Genomic DNA, 21,993 nt, shown 5'->3' with positions numbered 1-21,993 from the left:
TACGATTGACTTACGTGTTGAGGCTGAAGAAAAACAGCGTAAAGAAGCAGAACGTGAGGCTAGAAGATATAAATAGAAAGGAGGTAAAAAATGGCTACAATTAGTGGAACACTTATGATTAAAGATGCCTTTAGCAATGTCTTGAACAAGTTTAATTCCGGCATGCAACGTAGTATGTCTGCTGCTAATAGGCTTAAAGCAGAAATGAACAAGGGTTCAGCTGGAATTGAAAGCATGGGACATAGTGCTAATACAGCCAATATAGGACTTAGACAATTAATTGCTGGTTCTGCAATTGGTAGCATGATTAGTTCAGCAATGGGGGTTGCTAGCAACGGTGTTCGTGCCTTTGTTGGTGAATTAAACGACTCAACAGTTGCTTGGTCAACATTTGAAGGCAATATGCGGCAGATTGGCAAGAGTCCAGCACAGATTAATGCTGCTAGAAGCTCACTGCAAAAGTTCGCACAGGATACGATCTACTCATCGTCTGATATGGCGCAAACATATAGTCAATTAGCTGCGGTAGGCGTCAAAAACACTACCCAGTTAGTTAAAGGATTTGGCGGCTTAGCTGCAGCCGCTACTGATCCACAACAAGCTATGAAGACGTTGTCTGAACAGGCTACGCAAATGGCTGCTAAACCAACAGTGCAATGGCAAGACTTCAAGTTAATGCTAGAACAAACACCAGCAGGTATGGCAGCCGTTGCTAAAACAATGGGAATGTCTACCAAGGAATTAGTTAAAAATGTCCAGGCTAGTACCATTAAAACGGAAGACTTCTTAAATGCCGTAGCAAAAACAGGGACTAATGCCAACTTCTCCAAGATGGCAACACAATACAAGACCATTGGTCAAGCATTAGACGGATTAAAAGAGACGTTGGCAAACAAGGTTCAACCGCAATTTAAGAAACTGAGTGAGATTGGTATTAAGGCAATCAGTAGCATTACTGACAAGCTAGGGAAAGTTAACTTTACCAACTTTGCCGATAAGATAATTGATGGCATTAATCGTGTGAAAACGGCAGGCAGCGCTTTTATAAAAGGCTTTACTAGCCAATTTAGCAAAAACCAATTTGTCGACATAATCCGAGATATTGGAGATAGCATAAGGACGCTATTTAGCAGCCTGTCTAATAATCAAGGTCTGAAAGGACTGTTTAATGGTATTGGCCAAGGCGTTGGGAGGTTTGCTCTAACCATGGCTAATGGTATCGCTAACGTTGTGCAGGCGATATCAAAAATTAATCCTAGTGCACTAAAAATGTTAGCAGCTGCGTTTGTAGCATTAAAACTTGGTACTAACGGTCTTAAGCTTGCCGCAATAGCAGCAGGCTTAAAAATAATTGGCTCATTAGATCCAGGACAGTTGCAGCACGTTGCAACTGCTGTCACTGCATTGGCAACTGCCTTTGTTGCAATGAAAGGTATTAGTGCTATAACCGGAATATTTGGAAAGATTTTTAGCGGAATCAGTAGCTTTTCGACCAATTTGGTTTCAATTATTTCAACCATAATGACCTTGCCACAAAAGATTGCTCAAATTGGAAGCATGATAGAGGTTGCCTTTTCGGCAATCACGTGGCCAGTTGCTCTTGTAATTGCAGGGATAACTGCTCTAATTATTGGAGCTGTTTATGCTTGGCAGACCAATCTTTTTAATTTTAGAAATACAATTAGTAATCTTTTTAGCAATTTCGGGTCAATCTTTGAACCACTACGTAGTGCTTTTAGTAATTTGGGTGAGGCGCTTGCACCAGCGAGTGGAGTTTTATCAGCAATAGGTAAAGCATTAGGTACTATTAGTATTGGAGCTATTTACGGTATTGCTATTGGCGTTGGTGCGCTTGCGGATGCGCTGACAAGCATTATAAGCACAGCCTCAGCATTTGTTTATTCATTAAGGGCGGCTGGGAATAGTGTTAAAGCATTTGGTTCTGCCATTAACGATATTAAAAACGGCGATTTTAGTTTCAGCGGGATGCGTAAGGCTTTTAGTGACGCGGGTAATGACATTGGTCATATGTTCGATTCTTTAAATCGCGCGCACGAATTCAAAGCAACGGGCACAGTGATTAGTTCGCTTAAGGGAATCGATGCACAAGCTAAAACAACTAAATCTAATCTTGATAACATCAAGATGCCAGATATTGTTCAGCAAAACAAAAAAATCAACAATTTAGACAATGTATATGCCAACAAACAGCTTCTTAAAAAAGCCAAAGTTAAAGTTGATTATCAATTCACTGATCCAACAAAATTGAACAATTTGAAGTCAAAATCAATAAAAACGAAAATTAAGCCTGAATTAGATTCGACTACGGATGTTAAAAAATTATTGCAATCTAAACCGTTAAAGGCCAAGTATTCAACACCAAAAATACCAACGCCGAAGGTTCCAAAAATTAAGCCTCTACACGCTAAGGTGGCCAAGCCTAAGATACCAACGCCTAAGACACCTAAGATTAAAACTATGCACGCTAAGGTAGCCAGACCTAAAGTGCCGCAACCTATAATGCCTAAAGTCAAAACAATTCATGTTAAAGTAGCACGACCAAAAGTGCCAACCCCAACAATGCCTAAAATTAGACCAATTCCAGGTCCTAGAATGGGTAGAGCAAAAACTGCTGAATTTTTAGCAAGCGTTCAATCAGCAATTAGTAAAGCTGCTGCAATTGCTCAGTCTGGAGTTGGCCCAATGTACAGTGCGGGTGCAATGATTGGTCAAGGACTAGCTGCAGGGATGCAGTCAGCACTTGGTGCAGTTACTACGGCTGCTAACGCATTAGTGGCTCAGGCTGACCGCGCAGCACGTGCTAAAGCTAAAGTGCACTCACCGTCAAGGCTATTTGCTGAAATTGGTGACTATCTTGGTCAAGGTATGGCACTTGGGATGAACGGTACACAAGGTTTAATAGCAAGTGCTAGTGACGCAATGATTGCAACAGCAACACCAGATGCTTCTGGTATTGGCTACGGTTATAATCGTGATGCCCCAAGTGGCAATCTGATTAATACTAGATTTGGTGGCAATACAACAACATCTGACAACCATAGTTCAACACTAACGATTGAGAGTGGCGCCATTCAGATAAATAGTTCGGGTAGTGCCGAGTATGATGCAGATACGCTTTTAGCAGCGTTAGAAAATAAAATTATTGCTCAACAAGAGAAATCTTTGGGCTAAAAAGATAGAGGGTGATATTAATGGATGGCTTTGGCATATTTTTAACTAATTACAAAAATAACAAGACTATCCAATTGCCGGTTAACCCGGCTGAGTTAAAGCTCAAATATGAAGGTGACGACAAAAGTCAAACGGTCGTCAATCTCGGTGAGATTAATCAGTTGGGTAATCTAAAATTGGTTGATATAACAATTGAAAGTGCGTTTCCGTTAACTGAAACCACTTATATAGCTGTAGATGAGCTTCAAGAACCAGACTACTATATTGATTTCATCAAAAAAATTCAAAAGGCTAAAGGACATATGCAGGTTGTCGTGGCTAATACTAAAATCAGTCTGCCAATGACAGTAGAAAGCTTTGAATATGGCTTTGAAGATGGCTACGATGAAGAGTACAAATATACGTTAGAATTGAAGCAATATCGTGAGTTTGAGGCAACAAAAATCTCTAAATCAAAAAAGAAAAAGAAAAAATCCAAAAAAGGTAAAAAGCGGATTTCGCCACCAAAGAAATTCGGAGTTGGCTCAAGTGTTGTAGTTAACGGCAGATTGTATATGGATTCAAACGGAAATGGACCTGGTGCTTACGAAAAAAATGCTCAGCGCAAGGTTATTAACATTGCAACAGGTCATAAGTATCCAATTTGTGTTGGTATTAATGGCTCTGCACGTGGCTGGGTTAGAAAAAGTGATGTGAAGAAAGCATGACAGTCACAACTTTTAAACTTAAACGTCGTAGTAATATGTATCGTAAATCTAAAAGTAACGGTAAAGGTACCACGTATGATTTGAGGGAAGTAGTTACCAACATCAAATGGTCTACTGACCTAAATTTTTCTGCAGGAGAGCTTACTTTTGATCTTATTCAAAATGCTCATCCAATTATCCCTTATACTGGTGACATTATTACCTTCAGATGGGATCATCACAAGATTTTTTATGGATATGTTTTTAAGTACGAGGTAAAAGAAGACAATGTAGTGAGCGTAACGTGCTATGACAAATCAAGGTATCTCAAGAATCAGGATTCAATTGTTTGGCAATCCGGAACGATTGCTGACCGGTTCAACAATGTATGCAAGCGAGCTGGCATTAAGCATAAAGTGGTTGATAAGCCTACTCATAAGGTCTCGGCTGAAGTATGTGATGGCAAGACTTACTTTGATATGGTCAAGAGCGCTATAACCAAAACTAGGACAGCCACTAAGCATATGTACTACATATACTGCAATTATGATGTGGTGGAGCTTAGGCGCGCTCCATATAAAAAGTTAAAAATGATTATTGGTAGTAAGTCGGCAATGACCGGCTTTTCTTATGCCGTTGATATTAATAATACGGCAAATGTGGTCAAAGTAATTCAGAAAGATACCAAGAAATCACAAGCAAAATCAGCTACTGCCAAACAAGACGATCCTAAGCGGACTAGTTTTAAGTCGACCAGTGCTGCAGGTAAATCTACCGAACAGTGGGGCAAGCTGCAAGAAACAGTTAATAAGAAAAATAAAGCTAATCATGCGCAGATGGTCAAGCAAGCTAAAGACGAGCTACGCAAGAAAAATAGAGCTAACAAGGAGTTAACAATTGACTGTATTGGGCATATTGATTTAGTAGCTGGTAACGCAGTTACGATTAAAATTAATGATCTTGGGAAAACCCTGAAAAACTGTCCAATTCTAAAGGCAGAACATAATTTTGGTACTGATTATAATTGTCATTTAACAATGAAAGTAGGTGCAGAATGGCTGGGGAGCTCTTAATTAAGATGCTAAAAGAACGAGGTGGTAAAGATAGCGAATATTCTGATGTAGTATTTGGTTTGGTTACTTCTGTAAAACCTTTAAAAGTGCAACTAGCCAATAACATGATAATTGATGACAACTTTATTGTTCTGGGTAAATATATTGGCAAATTTAAGCTGCCTGGTAAAGCAAAAATTGAAGTTAAATCCCACAATGATCAGGTTGGTAGTGTATCAGGGAATCGTCCGACAGTTAGTGAAGATATTACCTTTAAAGAAATGGAATTTGATAATAGCCTTAAAAAAGGTGACAAAGTTACAATGATACGAATGGATGGTGGACAGCAATTTTACTTGTTCGAGAGAGAGGAGGCATAGTCATGGATAACGAAGACAACATTGTAGTCACTGATGACGATAATGAAGTTGATGATGCAGAATTGGAAGATGAAGATATCGATACAGATGATGACGATGACGAATCGCTCGAAGATGAACCATCATTGACTTTTAAAGTTGAAAATGGACGTATTCATGGCAAGATTGACGAACAAGAAGCTATGATTCAAGCAGTTGATAAGATATTGCGCACAGAGCGTCTAGTCTATCCTATCTATTCAGACCAGTATGGTAATGATTTTAATGATTTGATTGGCAAAAATATGGCTTTTGCCAAAGTTGAAGTAGAAAGAATGTTAAAAGAAGCTTTACTAGCAGATGAAAGAGTAATCGATCTCAAGATTGATGAAGTAATGCAGACAGCCAATGATACGCTAGCTGTTAGAGGAATATGCATAACAGTTTTTGGTGATATTAATATAGACAGTGAGGTGAGTCTTGATGAATCCTGATGAATTAGCAGCTAGCTATATGGCTGAAGATTTTGATTATTGGCTAAGTTTAATGCTAGACAATGTACCAGATGACATTGACCAACGTGAAGGCTCGATTGTCTATGATGCACTAGCGCCAGCTGCAATGGTAATGGCACAACAGTCACTAGACAGAGCTAACATCATTAAACAGACATATATTAAGACGGCACAAGGAGCGTTCTTAGATTATCGAGCAGCTGAACATGGAACTGCTCGCTATGTCGCTACACAGACAGAAGTTAAAGCTAAGTTTTTAGATTCAGATGGTAATCCGATTAATAATGTACAAATGGGCGATAAATTTGCCAGTATTGGTGAAACGCCTATTTTTTATACCGTACAAAAGATTAATGATGACCTGACAGGCGAATTAACTGCTGATGAACTAGGAACAAATGCTAATTCTTATTTAGGTCAAGTTCTCCCAGTTACATCAAATGATTCATTAAATTGGGCAGAAATAACTGAGATAGTGGCACCGGCAAGGGACGAAGAAACAGACGACCATTTGCGTGACCGTCTGTTAAGAGCGAATGATTGGATTGCCTACGGTGGTAATATTACGGATTACTTAGCCATGCTCAACAAAATTAGTGAAGTCGGTGCTGGTCAAGTTTACCCTGTATGGAACGGAGCAGGCACAGTCAAGCTAGTGATTGTTGACAATAATCTAATGCCTGCTAGTGCCGACTTGGTTAAAAAGGTTAAGAACATCATTGACCCTGTTGACAGCGAGGGCAACGGCTATGGTCTAGCACCAATTGACCACCAAGTAACGGTTGTAGCACCTACACTGTTAACGGTTAATATTTCGGCAACCGTCAATATTGATGGCAATCATGGTGTAGATATTGTTAAGTCAAAAATTAAGATGGCAATTGAAGCCTACTTTAAGTTGCTAAGACAGACTTGGAAGAGTGTAAATCCTATAACTGGCCGTGGTTACTCACAGACAATCTATCGCTCTAAGGTATTGTCGCAAATAATGATGACTGAAGGCGTGGTTAATTCATCTGTGCCAAAGCTTAATGAAACTGACCAAGATATAGTTTTAACATTTGACAACCAAACATCGCAATTGCCCATCTTAGGAGAGGTGGTGCTAGATGGCTAACAATCTAATGAACTATTTGCCCGATTACTATGATGGCATCTATGAAATGGAAGCAATCATGCATGCTCAAAGCGGAGTTTTAGATGAGTTAGAGTCCAAGCAGTTAAGATTATTAATGAACCAGTTTGTAACGCAAACTGACGCTAAAGGTATTTCGGTTTTTGAAGATCAAGTTGGTATTAAACCTGCACCAAGCGATACTTTACAAATGCGCCAGAACAAGGTACTAATGCGATTACTACCACCCAGACCGATTACTATTAGGTACATGCGAGAACTATTCTCAACATTGAAAATACCTGCCACTATTATGATTGACTATCCCAAAAGAGATGCAATTGTTGAGGCTAAGAGCGCAGAAATTACCGATAAACAAATTGATAATGTCAAGTATCTGCTTAATATCTATTTACCGGCTAACATGATGTATGAGATTAGAGTGGCTTTAAACGAAGTACAAATTACTAATAACATTAAAATTGGTATTGGGATGAAAGTAGGAGCTAAGGCAGTAGCTCAATTTAATTCGGATTACATTGAACTGCTGACGCATAGTAAATATCAAATTAGCTCTAATATCACAATAGGTATTGGTAAATGGCTTAAAACATATGTAACTGTACAGGCTAATCTCTCACAAATAAAAAATTAAAGGAAGTGATTTTAATTGTCAGAATACAATAAAACAATATTAACGAATGAAGGTCTAAGTTTAGCCGCTAGGGCTAATAAAGGAGTTACTAAATTTACGATTTCTAAGGCTGCAGCTTCTAGTAAAAAAATGACTGATAAAAGTAATGAAGATTTACAAAAATTAACTGAATTATCAGATATTGTCCAATATGGCAAGATTATAGATGTTGCTGATTCAACACAAAATAAAGGTGTTGTGATAGGCGTAGGATTATATTTCGATAACCAAGATCTGACAACAAGCTATGATTTAAACACGATTGGTGTATATGCCAAAGAAGAGGGGAGTGATAAAGATATACTCTATGCGATAACTACAGCAGCAGAGCCAGAAACGATGCCAGACTATCAAAATGAAGTCCTGTTTAAATTTAACTTGACAATGTTTATTGTTGTTGGACGTACAGATAAAGTTACAGTAAGTGTGGATGACTCAGATTCTGCGACGAAAGCAGAGCTAGATAAAGTCAAAAATGAATTAGACGACAAAGCGAATCTTACTGACGTTTACCCAAAGAATAAAGTTGATGAACTTGTTGCAGGAGCTGGTAAATTAAAACAGATTAGTGTTAATGGTGGCACGCCAATAAGCCCTGATAGCACAGGCACCGCTCCTTTACAAATACCAGTTTTCGCACCAAATTTACTGAAAGGCACCAGTAATAAAGGTCAAGACATACCACCCAATGTAGCAACTGATATTGTCCATCTAACAACTTTAGGCAACACCAAGTACACGGTTGCCGTTGATATTGATTACTCTAGTTTTCCTTCAGATGCAGCAGGTGCAGAATTGCAAGTAAACAACGGTGGTACCGTTATTAAAAGCAAACAAATTACAGCAGGCAGTAAAGGACGAGTAAGTGTAACTTTTACAACTCCGCCCGATTGCTCATGGGTTGCTTTTGTGCTGAGTAGTAACAGCAGCTATGTTGGGAAGTATAGCTGTCTTAAAGCTAGTCAATGGCAGGACAACGCCACGCCACCTGACATGATATGGCTGCCAAGTCCAGATGATACTAGTGGAGTTAAGACAATAGATGGATATGGACCGGATTCAAATGGAAACATTAGCTTGAAAGATACCTATGCAACTATCAGTAGCGTAAATAAAAAAACTAACCAAGTAGATTTTGAAGAAGTTAAAAATAAGCTAAGTGCTATTTGGGACGGTTACACAAAAAGTTGGTCAGGTACTTTGGCACAATATCAAGCTTTATCTTCAATTGATGGCAAAACTACATACTATATCATTGATGGCTAGGAGTGAAAACGGTGGATTTATCAAAAATTTATGTGGGGGATAAGCTAGTACAACAGATTTATCGCGGTAAGCAAGCAATTACGCAGGCATACAGAGGCAAAGAACTAGTGTATAGCCGAAGTCAAGATCCTAAGTATCAGTATAGCCTTAGTACCACGGTTAAGTATGATGACAAGGCATACTGGCCTGAACAAGCAATGGCTGATAGTCATAATGATGTATATGTTGTAGCCAAACTGTATTCATCAGGGAATTTTTGTGTTTATAAAATCTCAGAAAACGGGACTCTACTATCGAAACTTGGTTATAGCCAAAAGCCTATAATCCAAATCGATAATACTGATAATCTTTACACGATTTATCAAAATTTAAATGGATTATTTTTTGATAAATATAATTCACAAGGTGCTAAGATAGCAATCGGATCTGATGCATCAATAACAAAAGATTATCGATTTTTTCTAGATGAAAATTATTTATATATTTATACTGATAGTGCAATAATTAAATATGATCAAAATTTACAAAAATTATCATCAACTAAAACTGTAATTGGCTTAACTTACATTACAGCAAGTGACAAATTATATTTCTATGCTGTAGCTGCAAAACAAGTTTATAGAATTTCTAAAGCTAATCCAGTAAATTATCAGGTCATATATACTGCCGATTATGACTTGCTTGCCATTAAAGTTAATGCGTGGGGCAGGATGGCTGTACTATTAAGTAACGGGAATATACAAATCCTTAACCAAACTGCAAAGGCGATAGGTAATATAAATAGTTCTTTCGGTACTGCAGACAAAATGCTAATAGACAATTATGAAAATGTTTATGGCGTAAGTTATGACAGTGGCACCTATTTTCAAAAATACGATTCTAAAGGGAAACAAAAATTTAACAACCAGCTTTGGGATGGCTCAAATGACACACTATATAGTATCTGTATATGTAGTAATAAATTGGATAATATTTACTTTTTTTATGAAGGTGCCGATAACTTTTTACATATGCAGAAATTTATTAAAGCGTGAAAATTAGAAAGGAAAACATTATGACAGAAGAAACATATCACACATATTATTTCAGCGACCCAGACAGTTCAGACATTAATATGCACCACTTGGTAATACAGTCCGTTTTAAAACTGGATGGAGAGTTACCTTGGCGCTGGCACATCGAAAAGCCTGACGATTCACTGGTCGACCCCGTATGGGACAATAAAACTAACGGCTGGGTTGAAAACGACCCGACAAGTCAGTCCCAGATTGTGGCTCAATTAACCAACAAAGTTGAGAGTCAGAAAAAGCAGATAGAACAAATGGGGCAGAGTCAGGCTACTAGCTTAAATTCGATTGCTGAAAATCAAGCTAAAATGCTTAAGATGATGGCTCCACTACTAGCCAAAGGGGGTAAGCCTAATGCTTAATGATTATTTTAAAGAAATGACCCAAGAATTCTATAATGAGGGTTTTTACACTAAGGCAGATGTTGCCTCCTTTGTAGGGCTAACGCTGCTTACTAGTAGCGACTATAAAGAGATCACAGGTGACGACTATGTGGCACAAACTAATTAGTAATATTAATAAAAATTTTAACCAAGTAGTAATAGGCCTATCAATTGTATTAATTGGTGGGTTTTTATTTGCTGATAAAAATTACTTTACATGGCCACCACAATTGAGACCAATGATGAATAGCGAGTATTCTGACATCTTTTTTATTATTCTGGGATTAGTGTTGCTCTATTGTGCCGTTACTGGTAATAAAAATAAAGTAATACATGATATTACAATTACTGTTGCTGGTGGTGCGACATTTGTGCTGCTGACAGAGCAACTGTGGCATGTTTTATTTGCCCATAACATAGAGATGACAATGGCAGTAATCTTTGATGCTGTTTTATTTATTTTGATTATCAGGTGTGCATATACAAGCTAGGAGGCGATCACTTGCACGATTTACAAGTGTTTGCCAGCGCTGTTGGTGCATTAGTAACTGCTATTGCTGTAGCACATAAAACTAACAGAGCAGACTATGATGCCATTTTTAAGGAAAAGGATGCAATCATTAAAAGCAAAGACTCAATTAATAAAGAACTTCGCCTCGAACGAGATGAATTTAAAAAAGACTATTATGAAGAAAAAGCTTTACGAAAAAAGCTAGAAAAAGAATTAAAGGAATTGAAAAGCACTAGATCATAGTATCTAGTGCTTTTTTAGAAAGGATTTAAAAATGACTCAAATTACTAATATTCTAAATTCGGTACTGCCATACATTGTACTGCTTGCTGTAGGGATTGTGGCTATCTATCCATATGCTAAGCAACATAATCCAGCAATCGCTGACAAAATGAAATGGCTATATGACGTTGCTCAGTACATCGTGGCACAGCAAGCCACGCGTGATGCTAGTGGTGCAGATAAAAAAGAAACGGCAACTACTGCCTTATTAGAGCAAGCAAAGCTATCTAAAACCAAAATCACTCGTGATACTGCAGCAGGCTTGATTCAAAAAGCCTATAACGAAACAAAGGAGGCTAAATAATGAAGCGGAATTATAAATACGCTTTAAGTGATAACGAAGGTAGCTCACAACTGGCAACACCGAGATTTATTATTGCTCACTCGACAGCTACACCAAACGGTGAAGCGTGGGCTGTGGCTCGCAACATGAAGACGAGTATTAGCACCGCTCAGACTTACGTGCACTTAGTTATCGATGATAAAAATATCTATCAAGTGGGCGAGCTAGGCTATGTAGCATGGGGAGCAGGCAGTCCTGCAAACGGTATGGCGCCGGTGCAGATTGAGTTGTGCGAGTTTACCAACCATAAGCGTGCCATGAAAGCTTACAAGCACTATGTAAACTGGCTCCGTTGGAGTGCTAAAAAATATGGTATTCCGCTAACACTGGATGACAGCAAAGCTAAAGGTATCAAAACTCACGCTTGGTTAGTCCAGCATGGGTACAGCAATACCAACCACACTGACCCATGGGGGTATCTAGCTAAGCTAGGAATTACAAAAGAGCAATTCCAGCACGATTTGAAACATGGTTTCAGTGGAGTAAATATTGAATTAACTAAATAATTTAAAATACCGTTCGTAAAGTCTAAGAAAAGACTCTATGAACGGTATTTTTTGTGTTTTAATTAGATTATCTATACTGATTCAATTTATCCATATCCATATCTTCATAAAGAAGCCAACAAACTCTTTTAAATGGAAAACGAACCGGACCAACTTTTTTAAATTTCTGTTTCGGGTAATATCTGCCATCACGTGATAAATAACTTAATGTATGAACAATGACCTTTCTTTTATTTCTCTGCCAAATCCAATACTTTATCAAATAAACTTGTTTACCTGGCTGGGAATTAGTTATCCAATCATATTTATTTAATTTTTTTAATACATCTTCAGAAGTATAGTGTTTATTTTTGTCTATAAAGTAACCTGCAATAACTATAAATATAATTGAAACAAAAAAAATAATTAAGAGTTTTATATAAGGATTTACATAAGGTTTCAAGGTAGATATAGCAAAATTAATTACCGATTTTAATAAAGAAAAGAATAATTTAAACATATCTTTTATAGATTCCATTTAAAATCACTTCTTTCATAAGTAAAGCACTAAATTTATGGATAATTTTTCATAGTTTCTATTAGCATCTGCTAAGCAATTTATATCACCCCAAATAAATTTTATCACAACTTTGTTTTTCTAATATATTATATTTTTTGTTTTATAAAATTATAGCAAATATATTAAATCTAAGGACTTTTTTCGTGCTATAATAAAAAATTATAGATGCTAATGCATTACTATTTGATACAGCAAAAAATGGGTAAAGTCACATCAAGCAAAATGTCACCCATTAATTCGATTGTTGTTGGCAAAGATAAGTGGATTAATGGCGAAAAAGCCATGATTATTTTATAATTAATTAACAAATGTTAGTATCTTTAGGGAGACCAATGCGAAGGAAAAGACCGCTCTGGAGCGGCTTTTTTTAATTTAATTTTAATTCTATTTTATATGTCTAGTAGAACAAAACTTGACAAAAAGCACTAAAAAAGTAAAAATATAGACGCGAATCGGCTATATATTATTTTAGAAAGGAACTTTACATGAATCCATTAGAAAATTTCTTAAGCAATGACGCAGATCCTAAATTAGCAGGTTTTTTATCAAATTCTGTTAAGAGAGGGTATAATGAATTTCAAGAGTTAATAGCTAGAGAACCAGAATTACAGTTACAAGCTGCACGTAATGCCTATGGTTATTTACGGCATGTTTATATCGATATTTTGTTAAAGCATGATGCTAAAACATCCGGTATAGATTTAAATTTTTTTACAAAGCAAGTATCTAAAAACGGTTATACATATTTAGCTATAAAACATAGAAATTGTATAATTACAGTTCATAAGACTAATTCTGAAAAAGATTTACCTGTGAAAGCAAAGAATCGTACTTTAAGAAGTGAACAAAATAAAAATATTGTACCAATTGAGACATCTTTATTTGAAGAAAACATTTCACAAGATAAGTCATATAATATGTATATAATGGTTACTTACGGGGGAAAAAATTATACATTAGATTATATTCAATTAGGAATACCAAATCCTGGTGTAACCTCTTGGTTGTACACTAAAGATATAACTGATGCATTAACTATTGTTCCTCCAGTTACTGCTTCAGAAAAGCAAGATATTGAATTGGAATTTCGTAGTGAAGTAAAACAACTGCTAAAAAAGGAGAAAGAAGATAATGGAGGTAAAATTCAATCCTAACCAATTAAAAAAGGCTAGGTTAATGAGAGGACTCAGTATGGCAGAACTTGCGAATAAATCTTCTCTTTCTCGTGAGTCAATTAGCAAGTATGAACAGGGAGTTACTAAACCTAGGGGTGACTCTATTTTAAAACTCGCTAATGCTTTACAATTTCCTACTATTTTTTTTGGAAAATCCGATACGACCATCCCGATGGGGACAATATTTTTTCGTAGTCAAGCTGCTAGCACTAATAAACTAAGAAAAATGCAAAAAATTAGATTAGATTTTGCAGCTCAAAGTATAAGATATATTTCTGATTATATAAAACTGCCTCAGCTTACTATTCCTGATACAGTTAATTTAGAAATAGAAGAAATTTCTAATAAAATTATTCAAAGAAAAGCATTTGAAGTCCGTGAAATTTGGCATTTAGGCAATGGACCAATTAAAAATTTAACCAATACTATGGAAGCAAATGGTATAATAATTACTGAAACTACTATGCATAATGAAAAAATGGATGCAGTCTCAACTTGGGCAAATGGTAGACCAATAATAGCTTTGACAGATAATAATGAATCTGTTATGAGAAGACGGTTTAATCTTGCTCATGAGTTAGGTCATATATTATTACATGCTAGCATAGAAAATGTCTTTGACTTAAATAATAATGAGTATAAGAATTTATTAGAAAAGCAGGCTAATCAATTTGCATCTAATTTATTAATGCCGGATAATGCATTTATTGATTACCTGACTTCAACAAGTATGAGCTTTTTTAGACAAGCTAAATTATATTGGAATGTTTCTATTGGGGCTTTAGTTTATAGAGCAAATTCATTGCACTTATTGTCAGAGAATCAATATTTATATTTACAAAAACAAATTTCTGCAAATCATTGGCGTAAACATGAAATAGATGATGAAAAATTGGCTCAGGAGCATCCAATCATTTTCAAAAAGGCTTTGAATATGCTTTTAAATGTAAATCTTGTATCTAAACAAGATTTAAAAATGACTTTGGGATTTCCTGTAGAAGATTTAGAGACTATTTTTGGAATGTCCTTTGCTGATGATGTTCATTCTTATAATGAACCACATCTCAAAATTATTAAATGATGTTATAATTGATCAAGTTCTGAACCACAAAATACCGCCTGTTTATTCGAGCGGTATTTTTGTATGCTTAATTTTGCTTTTTAAGTCCAAATATAAATTTTCCTATGTATGTGGGGTTATTTATAAAGCCACTCTGGACGTTAGTCTAGGGTGGCTTTTTTGTTTTGCAAAAAAAAGCAATCCAAGAGGATCGCCTTTGTAGTTACAAATATCAAGCTTAATGCGTGTACTGTATGACAATTGCATTAATTAAAATCAGTATAACATAAAATTTAGGCATAAAAAAAGCCAAAACGGGGCATTAATATTTGCGTAAGAAAACGAAACGATAAACTAGAACACCAAAAATAAGCCATCCAAAAACAAATCAAAAAAGTGCCGATTAAACGGTGCTTTTTGTATGTTCGCCAAAATGTTCGCCAACTTTGTAATTAGTTGTTATTAATTATGATTAATCAATTTATAAATATTGATATTTCAGTGATTGTGAGATGGTTAAATTATTTATTTTTAATAAATTAGACTGTACTCTCCTTAAATGCTTTTATAAAGCTTGTGATATCAATGATTACAAGCTTTTTTATTGCTTTCGCACGGCAAAAAAGAAATAAAAAAAATAATTTAACCTTTAAAAAGATCATTATTGTTAAATATTCAACTCACTGATTGAGCTAGTAGCGTCATTTTGTGTATTTTTGTGTATTAATGTAGAAAGAACTCAGTCCCACACTAAATTATACTAGTATATATAATTATATTTTGATAATTAATTTGCATAATAGGTTTACTTAATGATAAATAGTCATTATAATAAGTGTCACATATTTAAGAAAGGTGTACAAATTATGAAATTAAATAAAAAAATTATTGAATTAGCAATTGCTGGAGTAACCTCGATTGCCCCTGTAGTTAGTCAATCAGCTGTTACATTGGCAGCAGAAACAAATCCAACTTCAACAAATAAAATTGCTGATAATGGGCAAAAGAATGAGGTTAAAGCTCCGGACAAGGATGCTAAGACTGGTAAAGATAGTAATGAGACAGATACTACAAAAAATGAACAAAAACCAAAGCAAGATGAAAAGAAGATTGAAGAGCCGAAATTAAAGCCAATCAAAGTCAATGCTAAATGGTCAAAGGCTCATAAGCGGGCTAATCGCTATTACAATGTTGCTGTAAAAAAAGGCGCAAAATTATCTAACTTAAAGCGTTTAAATTTATATAAAGATACTTTGAAGCACTTTACTAATGACAAGGCTAGTTACACTAAAAAATACCGTGATAATTTAACTGCAGAAATAAATTGGTTAGCACCGGTTGTTGAAAAAGAACAACAAGGTAAGATTGTTAACCCATTGCCAGATGTTCCAACTGATCACCCAGCAGATAGCAAAAAAGTTGTTTCTAAGCAAGGTAAAAAGACCGTAGCAAAGGCTAAGAAAGCTGCTAAAAACGTTAAAAAGAATGTTAATAAAAGCGTTAAAAAAGTAGCTAAGAAAGCTGAAAATAAATAAAAGTTAAGTTATACTATAATTATTAACTAAAAGAGGTAGTGTTTTTCACTGATGAAAGACACTATTTTTTAATTGCTTTTAAATCAAATTGCATTAATCTATCATTAATTTGGAGTTTTAACCATTTTTAAAAAAAGAAAATTAATTCATTAACAATATAAACTGCACTTTTTAATTTAATTCCAACTATTTTGAAGGGCAGAAATTGACATTGTTGGAATAATGAATTCATTTAATTTGAACTATTATTCATACTAAATCCACTAATTTGTTGCTTTTAACTTAAAAGTTGCCTTGGAGTGCATATTAAGGAGTATTCTTTCTATAAATTAAGAAGTAGACTGACCAGGTAGTATTATGCTAATTGATTCAATGGGATATTATGGTTATCCCGAAGACAATTCATTTTCAATCATCGAGATCCTGCTCAAGTTCAAAGAATTCATGATTGGAATGAACAAAGTGAATAAACAACTAAACATAAATGAAATTAGTCAAGAATTTGAATTAACAAAAGATACTTTACGTTACTGGGAAAAAATCGGTTTGCTCCCTAAAATTCATCGCAATCAGCAGGGGTATAGGATATATAGTGACAATGATAAAAACTGGATTTTTTTATATTAAAGCTCTGCGTCAAGCAGGAATGTCTATTCAGGAATTAAAAAATTTGTTTCTGAATATCATAGGCAATCACCTTCTAAGCTGCGTAAGCAAATGTTAATAAGTCAAAGACAACAGTTACAAATGCAAGCTAAAGAATTACAAAAGACAATTAATTATTTAAATTATAAGATTGCCCACTTTGATGATAAATTATTAACCTATGAAAACGAAAAATTAGCATATGAACAAGTAGATTGACCAACTTTAAAATCAGCTGAATATTAGTCATAATATTTTTAAATTATGTCTGTTAATGATATGATGGAAAACGTGCTTTTGGCATAAATCTTAAAATAGGTTGGATTAAACTATGAAACTACAGCTTAATACTGATATTTTTCGGCTTAAATGGTATATAAATCAGTTGCGTGGATGGAGTTTTAAGACATACATGCTACTTATGCTTGGTATTGGGATTATTATTGGAACGACAATTTCCTCGCCGCTTAATATTCTTGCAGTGATTACTATGATTGCCGCAATTATGGGATTTACTTGTACCTTGGCAATTACAAATGCTAAGCAAATAAATGGAATTCTTGGATTATTATCAGCAATTATCTATATAATTATTTCTATTTACGCAAGAAATTATGCGAATATTGTTTTACAAGCGTCATACATTATACTTCTTGATTTGCCCGTATTACTTCTACCAGTCTGGAAGCAAGAAACAGAAAAAAGTATTCGAGGGATGGGACTTTTGCAATGGTTATTGACGGCTATTTTCTTTGCTATTGTAACTAGCATGCTTTATTATATGGACACCCAAATCTTTATTAGTCCTCGTCCATGGATTGATGCTACTGCAGGAGCAATCGGGATTACTGGGTCATTACTATGTACAATGCGCTTTCGGGAACAATATTATTTCTGGACAATTCAGGGTATTATGTCAATTATTTTATGGGGAGTTACAGCTTTTCAAGGTGATGCAAACTTAACATTGTTTATTACTTATATTTTATACTTAAGTAATGACTTATTAGCGTTTACAGATAAGCATATTCATTGGTTTCACTGATATTTGATAAACATAAATAGATAATATTAAAAAGCGTTCCTAAATTAAGGGACGCTTTTTAATATTGATATCAACTACCAAGGTTAACTTGCTAAATGTTCATTAACAATTTTAATCAAAGCTTTAGTTGCACCTTTACCAGCCTTATCATCATAATAGGATTGATATCGTTTATCTTTTTCATAGGAGTTGACAATTGCCAAATGAATTTCAGGTGTATAATTAGGCATAATTGTTTTTAACCATTTTTGATGATTCTGAAAAATTTTATCGCTTAATTTACCGATTTGGCTCGGATCTTTTACTACGGCTTGCAAATCTCTTACCAAATCTGCTTCAGTTACCTTCATTTTATTGAAATTTTTTTCGGTTTGTTGATCTGCTTTCTTAGTCATATCATTCTCCTTATCTTTTGCCATATATTTACTATAGCAATTTTAAATAGAAAAAGCATGTCTTAAGTAATTTATTCTAAAGAGCTTTTATAATTAAAGGGAGGTGAAATTATGCTTACTTATATTTGGGCCGAAGATCTGTCACATCAAATTGGTTTTAATAGTCAATTACCATGGTATTTGCCTGCTGATTTGAAACATTTTAAGGAATTAACAATGGGACATTCAATAATTATGGGCCGAAAAACTTTTACCAGTTTGCCAAATATTTTACCCAAGCGACATCATGTTATTCTAACAAAGAATCAAAAGTTGGTTCAAAAATATCAAAGAAATAGCCAAGTTGAGATTGTTTCTTCACTTACCGAGTTAAACTCATGGCTAAAATATCATAAAAATGAAAAAAACTATGTTATTGGAGGGCGGTCAGTTTTTCAAGCTTTAATTTCACAAGTTGATTATTTAGAAAAAACGGCTATAAAAGCTAATTTTATTGCGAACGTTACAATGCCACAAATTGATTATGACAAGTTTGCTTTAATCAAAAGCGTTGCTCATCAACCAGATGCAAATAATACTTATTATTATGATTTCTTAACTTATCAACGCAAGTAGTAATTTTAAGAAAATAGTTGACAGCTCATATTTTAAGTGTTAAATTAATAAACAATTAAATAATTAATACATCTTGAAAAGCAGAGTAACTATTTTATTTACTAATAAAGAGAGCCGATATTGTGGTGAGAATCGGTTGGTGGTTGATGGTGAATATGGGCTTGAAATGATGACTACTAGTGATATTTAGCTAGTGGCGGAATTGCATCCGTTATCCTTGCAAGCTATTGGTTGATAGCTAATGAGATTTATTACGTGAGTAGTAAATGAATTTAAAGGTGGTAACACGAAGCACTCGTCCTTATGATAGGATAAGTGCTTTTTTGTTTTTGGAGGTTTTAAAATGACGAAGAAGAGTAGGAATATTATTATTGGTACTGTAGTTATTTTGCTTATTGCTGTTGGCGGTTGGTTTAGTTTTGGACGTAGCAGTAGTAACACTAATCAGTCAAAGAAAAGTCATATTGTCACAGTAGGAATTGTTAGTGAAACTAAAGCAAAACAAGATATTTGGAATCATGCCGCTGCTCTTGCTAAAAAGAAGTACGGGGTAACAATTAAGATTAAGAATTTCACGGATTATAATCAACCCAATAAAGCAGTAAAAAACGGTGATATCGATTTGAATTCATTTCAGCATTATGCCTTCTTAAAGGCATGGAATAAATCTAATCATGGTGGTGTTGTAGCAATTGGTCGAACAGAGGTTAATCCAATCAGATTATATTCAAAAAAATATCATAAGTTGAATGAATTACCTAAGGGTGCAACAATTGCTGTTCCTAATGACGCCACTAATGAATCTCGTTCATTATTAGTGTTAAAGAATGCTGGCTTAATTAAATTACGTCCCAATAAGGCACTAGTTACTGTTGCGGATATCATTAAAAATCCACAAAATTTAAAAATTAAAGAAATTAGTGCTGATCAATGTGGTCGGGTAATTAATTCAGTCGATGCTGCTGTTGTTAATAACGATTTTGCGGGTCCTGCTGGTTTAGGAGAAAAGCAAACAATCTTTATTGAACCTTTAAATAAAGATTCACTCCAATGGGTAAACATTATTTGTGCGAAAAAAGGTCAAGAAAATAACAAGGATTACCAGGCAGTGGTTAAAGCATATCAAACAGCTGAAACTAAACGCTTAGTCAAGAAGTACTATGGTAATATGACTCAGCCTGCGTGGGACATCAAGTTTTAGTGAACGGAGCGAATTTTTATGGGGATTATCGAGTTAGAGCATGTCAACGTTGATTTTTCTGATCGGGATAAAGACACAGTTCATGCTGTGCATGACGTTAGCTTAACAGTTGAAAAAGGAAGTATTTATGGCATAGTAGGCTTTTCTGGTGCAGGTAAGTCAACTTTGGTTAGAACAATTAATCTTTTGCAAAAACCAACTGCAGGTAATGTCAGAGTAAATGGAACTGACTTTGTAAAAAATGGAAAACAAGTAATCGAAACTAAGCAGCTACAACTGGCACGTAGAAAAATTGGAATGATTTTTCAAAATTTCAATTTATTAAATGAGACTAGTGTGATTGAAAATATTGCTTTTGCATTAAAACATTCAGGTCTTAAAGAAAAAGAAATAACAGCTAAATCGTTAAAGCTGCTTGATTTAGTTGATTTAAAAGACAAGGCTGACTTCTTTCCTGCTCAACTTTCCGGTGGTCAACAGCAACGTGTTGCAATAGCTCGAGCTCTTGCTAATGAACCAGATATATTGATTTCAGATGAAGCAACCAGTGCATTAGATCCGCAAAATACTCAACAAATTTTAACTTTATTAAAAAAATTAAAGGATGAGTTAAACTTAACGATTGTCTTAATTACTCATGAAATGAGCGCTGTCAAACAGGTTTGTGACCAAGTTGCCTTAATGCAGCGAGGAGAAATAATTGAAAAAGGATCACTGCGTGACGTTGTTCTTCATCCTCAAACTGAATTAACCCAAAATTTTGTTGGGGGTTCAGGTGAAGTAATTAGTACCCTGCAGTCACTTAAATTAGATAAATTAACTGAAAATGAGGCTATTTACCAACTGGTTTATAGTATGGATAATGTTACCAAAACAATTGTCATTGACCTTTACCGTAAAATTGGTGTTGAAGTAAGCATGTTATACGGTAATGTTGAACTTTTAAATGGAGAACCAATTGGGACACTTCTTGTTCTAGTAAAAGGGAATGAAGATAAACAGCAGGAAACGATTCGCTTTTTAGAAGAAGCAAAAGTGGCAGTTACGCGCTTAAATGAAAAGGGGAATTTGTATGATTAACTGGTTTAGCAGGGCTTTTCCTAACGTCGTTGAACTTGGCTGGCTAGGTGATACTGGTTGGGCGACAAGTATCGGTCAAACTTTGTTTATGACTTTCTGGTCAGGCATTTTTGGTGGTATTCTTGGCATAATTTTTGGAATTATCTTAGTTTTAACAAAAAGAGAAGGAATTCGACCAAACCAATTTTTGTTTAATCTTTGTGATAAAGTTGTTTCTATTTTTCGGGCAATTCCTTTCATTATTTTACTCGCTTTTATTGCACCAGTAACGCAAAAAATTGTTGGGACCCAAATTGGAATAAATGCTGCACTAGTACCTTTAACTTTGGGTGTTTTTCCTTTTTATGCTCGGCAGGTTCAGGTTGCTTTAGAAAGTGTTGATCAAGGAAAAATTGAAGCTGCAGAAAGTTTAGGGGCAACTATATGGGATATAATTTTCAATGTTTACTTAAATGAAGCACGTTCTGAACTGATTCGTGTTTCAACCGTAACAATTATTAGTTTAATCGGTTTAACGGCAATGGCTGGAGCCATTGGTGCTGGTGGGTTAGGAAATACGGCAATTTCATATGGCTACAATCGTTTTAATAATGATGTGACATTTATTGCAACTGCTCTTGTGGTAATTTTGATTTTTATAGTTCAAATAGTTGGCGATTTTTTTGCCAAGAAGTTAAATCATCAAAAACGCTAAACAAAAAACAACGGGAGAT

General features: G+C 35.0%; 27 protein-coding genes and 1 other annotated feature. Of the genes, 25 read left to right on the top strand and 2 right to left on the bottom strand.

Annotation, left to right across the window (positions count from 1 at the left end; translation table 11 throughout):
• Nucleotides 1–90 precede the first annotated feature (90 nt).
• The 15 genes from F5ESL0228_RS08480 to F5ESL0228_RS04635 are packed head-to-tail and all read left to right on the top strand — an operon-like array spanning nt 91 to nt 11,970.
• Nucleotides 91–3,192 (top strand): tape measure protein, encoded by a 3,102-nt coding sequence (locus tag F5ESL0228_RS08480; protein WP_233553543.1) that lies wholly within the window; start codon nt 91–93, stop codon nt 3,190–3,192.
• A 20-nt stretch (nt 3,193–3,212) separates the two neighbouring features.
• Nucleotides 3,213–3,899 carry a hypothetical protein gene (locus F5ESL0228_RS04700; RefSeq protein WP_233553541.1) on the top strand — a complete coding sequence of 229 codons (687 nt, stop codon included), beginning with the start codon at nt 3,213–3,215 and terminating at the stop codon, nt 3,897–3,899.
• On the top strand, nt 3,896–4,951 hold the full coding sequence (locus F5ESL0228_RS04695) for a hypothetical protein (RefSeq protein ID WP_233553539.1): 1,056 nt from the start codon (nt 3,896–3,898) through the stop codon (nt 4,949–4,951). Before F5ESL0228_RS04700 ends, F5ESL0228_RS04695 begins: the two co-directional genes overlap by 4 nt.
• Nucleotides 4,933–5,310 carry a DUF2577 domain-containing protein gene (locus F5ESL0228_RS04690; protein ID WP_122023014.1) on the top strand — a complete coding sequence of 126 codons (378 nt, stop codon included), beginning with the start codon at nt 4,933–4,935 and terminating at the stop codon, nt 5,308–5,310. The genes F5ESL0228_RS04695 and F5ESL0228_RS04690 overlap by 19 nt, the downstream gene beginning before the upstream one ends.
• 2 nt (nt 5,311–5,312) lie before the next feature.
• Nucleotides 5,313–5,783 (top strand): DUF2634 domain-containing protein, encoded by a 471-nt coding sequence (locus F5ESL0228_RS04685; protein WP_199713317.1) that lies wholly within the window; start codon nt 5,313–5,315, stop codon nt 5,781–5,783.
• Nucleotides 5,773–6,921, top strand: coding sequence for a baseplate J/gp47 family protein (locus F5ESL0228_RS04680; protein WP_122023013.1), 1,149 nt, complete (start codon nt 5,773–5,775; stop codon nt 6,919–6,921). The genes F5ESL0228_RS04685 and F5ESL0228_RS04680 overlap by 11 nt, the downstream gene beginning before the upstream one ends.
• On the top strand, nt 6,914–7,573 hold the full coding sequence (locus tag F5ESL0228_RS04675; protein ID WP_122023012.1) for a putative phage tail protein: 660 nt from the start codon (nt 6,914–6,916) through the stop codon (nt 7,571–7,573). The genes F5ESL0228_RS04680 and F5ESL0228_RS04675 overlap by 8 nt, the downstream gene beginning before the upstream one ends.
• Nucleotides 7,574–7,588: 15 nt before the next feature.
• A complete protein-coding gene (locus F5ESL0228_RS04670; protein WP_122023011.1) occupies nt 7,589–8,878 on the top strand; it encodes a hypothetical protein in 1,290 nt (429 codons plus the stop codon).
• Nucleotides 8,879–8,889: 11 nt separating this feature from the next.
• The gene (locus tag F5ESL0228_RS04665) at nt 8,890–9,912 is read left to right on the top strand and encodes a hypothetical protein (protein WP_122023010.1); all 1,023 of its coding nucleotides are present in this window, start codon (nt 8,890–8,892) and stop codon (nt 9,910–9,912) included.
• Between the two features lie 20 nt (nt 9,913–9,932).
• Nucleotides 9,933–10,307 (top strand): hypothetical protein, encoded by a 375-nt coding sequence (locus F5ESL0228_RS04660; protein ID WP_122023009.1) that lies wholly within the window; start codon nt 9,933–9,935, stop codon nt 10,305–10,307.
• Nucleotides 10,300–10,455, top strand: coding sequence for an XkdX family protein (locus F5ESL0228_RS04655; protein ID WP_122023008.1), 156 nt, complete (start codon nt 10,300–10,302; stop codon nt 10,453–10,455). Before F5ESL0228_RS04660 ends, F5ESL0228_RS04655 begins: the two co-directional genes overlap by 8 nt.
• A complete protein-coding gene (locus F5ESL0228_RS04650; RefSeq protein ID WP_122023007.1) occupies nt 10,436–10,819 on the top strand; it encodes a hypothetical protein in 384 nt (127 codons plus the stop codon). Before F5ESL0228_RS04655 ends, F5ESL0228_RS04650 begins: the two co-directional genes overlap by 20 nt.
• Before the next feature lie 11 nt (nt 10,820–10,830).
• Nucleotides 10,831–11,082 carry a hypothetical protein gene (locus F5ESL0228_RS04645; protein ID WP_122023006.1) on the top strand — a complete coding sequence of 84 codons (252 nt, stop codon included), beginning with the start codon at nt 10,831–10,833 and terminating at the stop codon, nt 11,080–11,082.
• Nucleotides 11,083–11,113: 31 nt separating this feature from the next.
• Nucleotides 11,114–11,425, top strand: a complete 312-nt coding sequence (locus F5ESL0228_RS04640; RefSeq protein WP_122023005.1) for a phage holin, LLH family — start codon at nt 11,114–11,116, stop codon at nt 11,423–11,425.
• On the top strand, nt 11,425–11,970 hold the full coding sequence (locus tag F5ESL0228_RS04635) for a peptidoglycan recognition family protein (protein WP_122023004.1): 546 nt from the start codon (nt 11,425–11,427) through the stop codon (nt 11,968–11,970). The genes F5ESL0228_RS04640 and F5ESL0228_RS04635 overlap by 1 nt, the downstream gene beginning before the upstream one ends.
• Before the next feature lie 67 nt (nt 11,971–12,037).
• Here the strand turns inward: F5ESL0228_RS04635 and F5ESL0228_RS04630 are convergent, their stop codons facing one another.
• Complete coding sequence (locus F5ESL0228_RS04630) at nt 12,038–12,487, bottom strand: hypothetical protein (protein ID WP_122023003.1); 450 nt, start codon at nt 12,485–12,487, stop codon at nt 12,038–12,040.
• 527 nt (nt 12,488–13,014) lie between these two features.
• On the opposite strand from F5ESL0228_RS04630, the gene F5ESL0228_RS04625 reads away from it, so the two are divergent.
• The 6 genes from F5ESL0228_RS04625 (at nt 13,015) to pnuC (ending at nt 17,989) form a co-directional block, all read left to right on the top strand.
• On the top strand, nt 13,015–13,683 hold the full coding sequence (locus F5ESL0228_RS04625) for a hypothetical protein (protein ID WP_122023002.1): 669 nt from the start codon (nt 13,015–13,017) through the stop codon (nt 13,681–13,683).
• Nucleotides 13,661–14,785, top strand: a complete 1,125-nt coding sequence (locus tag F5ESL0228_RS04620) for an ImmA/IrrE family metallo-endopeptidase (protein ID WP_255409567.1) — start codon at nt 13,661–13,663, stop codon at nt 14,783–14,785. The genes F5ESL0228_RS04625 and F5ESL0228_RS04620 overlap by 23 nt, the downstream gene beginning before the upstream one ends.
• Before the next feature lie 845 nt (nt 14,786–15,630).
• A complete protein-coding gene (locus F5ESL0228_RS04615; RefSeq protein ID WP_122023000.1) occupies nt 15,631–16,299 on the top strand; it encodes a hypothetical protein in 669 nt (222 codons plus the stop codon).
• 357 nt (nt 16,300–16,656) lie between these two features.
• A complete protein-coding gene (locus tag F5ESL0228_RS08475; RefSeq protein ID WP_233553535.1) occupies nt 16,657–16,926 on the top strand; it encodes a MerR family DNA-binding transcriptional regulator in 270 nt (89 codons plus the stop codon).
• Nucleotides 16,927–17,016: 90 nt separating this feature from the next.
• Nucleotides 17,017–17,163: a hypothetical protein gene (locus F5ESL0228_RS08470; protein WP_233551593.1), complete on the top strand. Its 147-nt coding sequence runs from the start codon at nt 17,017–17,019 to the stop codon at nt 17,161–17,163.
• A 112-nt stretch (nt 17,164–17,275) separates the two neighbouring features.
• Nucleotides 17,276–17,989, top strand: a complete 714-nt coding sequence (gene pnuC / locus F5ESL0228_RS04605) for a nicotinamide riboside transporter PnuC (protein ID WP_122022999.1) — start codon at nt 17,276–17,278, stop codon at nt 17,987–17,989.
• Between the two features lie 83 nt (nt 17,990–18,072).
• Here the strand turns inward: pnuC and F5ESL0228_RS04600 are convergent, their stop codons facing one another.
• Nucleotides 18,073–18,408: a TipAS antibiotic-recognition domain-containing protein gene (locus F5ESL0228_RS04600; RefSeq protein ID WP_122022998.1), complete on the bottom strand. Its 336-nt coding sequence runs from the start codon at nt 18,406–18,408 to the stop codon at nt 18,073–18,075.
• Between the two features lie 87 nt (nt 18,409–18,495).
• Between F5ESL0228_RS04600 and F5ESL0228_RS04595 the strand changes: the two genes are divergently transcribed.
• The 4 genes from F5ESL0228_RS04595 (at nt 18,496) to F5ESL0228_RS04580 (ending at nt 21,974) form a co-directional block, all read left to right on the top strand.
• Complete coding sequence (locus F5ESL0228_RS04595; RefSeq protein ID WP_122022997.1) at nt 18,496–18,999, top strand: dihydrofolate reductase; 504 nt, start codon at nt 18,496–18,498, stop codon at nt 18,997–18,999.
• Nucleotides 19,000–19,063: 64 nt separating this feature from the next.
• Nucleotides 19,064–19,305, top strand: a binding site (T-box leader).
• Between the two features lie 37 nt (nt 19,306–19,342).
• On the top strand, nt 19,343–20,200 hold the full coding sequence (locus tag F5ESL0228_RS04590; protein WP_122022996.1) for a MetQ/NlpA family ABC transporter substrate-binding protein: 858 nt from the start codon (nt 19,343–19,345) through the stop codon (nt 20,198–20,200).
• Between the two features lie 18 nt (nt 20,201–20,218).
• On the top strand, nt 20,219–21,280 hold the full coding sequence (locus F5ESL0228_RS04585) for a methionine ABC transporter ATP-binding protein (protein WP_122022995.1): 1,062 nt from the start codon (nt 20,219–20,221) through the stop codon (nt 21,278–21,280).
• Nucleotides 21,273–21,974, top strand: coding sequence for a methionine ABC transporter permease (locus F5ESL0228_RS04580; RefSeq protein ID WP_122018290.1), 702 nt, complete (start codon nt 21,273–21,275; stop codon nt 21,972–21,974). The genes F5ESL0228_RS04585 and F5ESL0228_RS04580 overlap by 8 nt, the downstream gene beginning before the upstream one ends.
• Nucleotides 21,975–21,993: the final 19 nt, after the last annotated feature.

The organism is Lactobacillus sp. ESL0228 (assembly GCF_003692825.1).
Taxonomy (GTDB): Bacteria; Bacillota; Bacilli; order Lactobacillales; family Lactobacillaceae; genus Lactobacillus.
The sequence above is the reverse complement of the archived record's forward strand: the minus strand, read 5'-3'. Positions and strand labels throughout refer to the sequence as shown.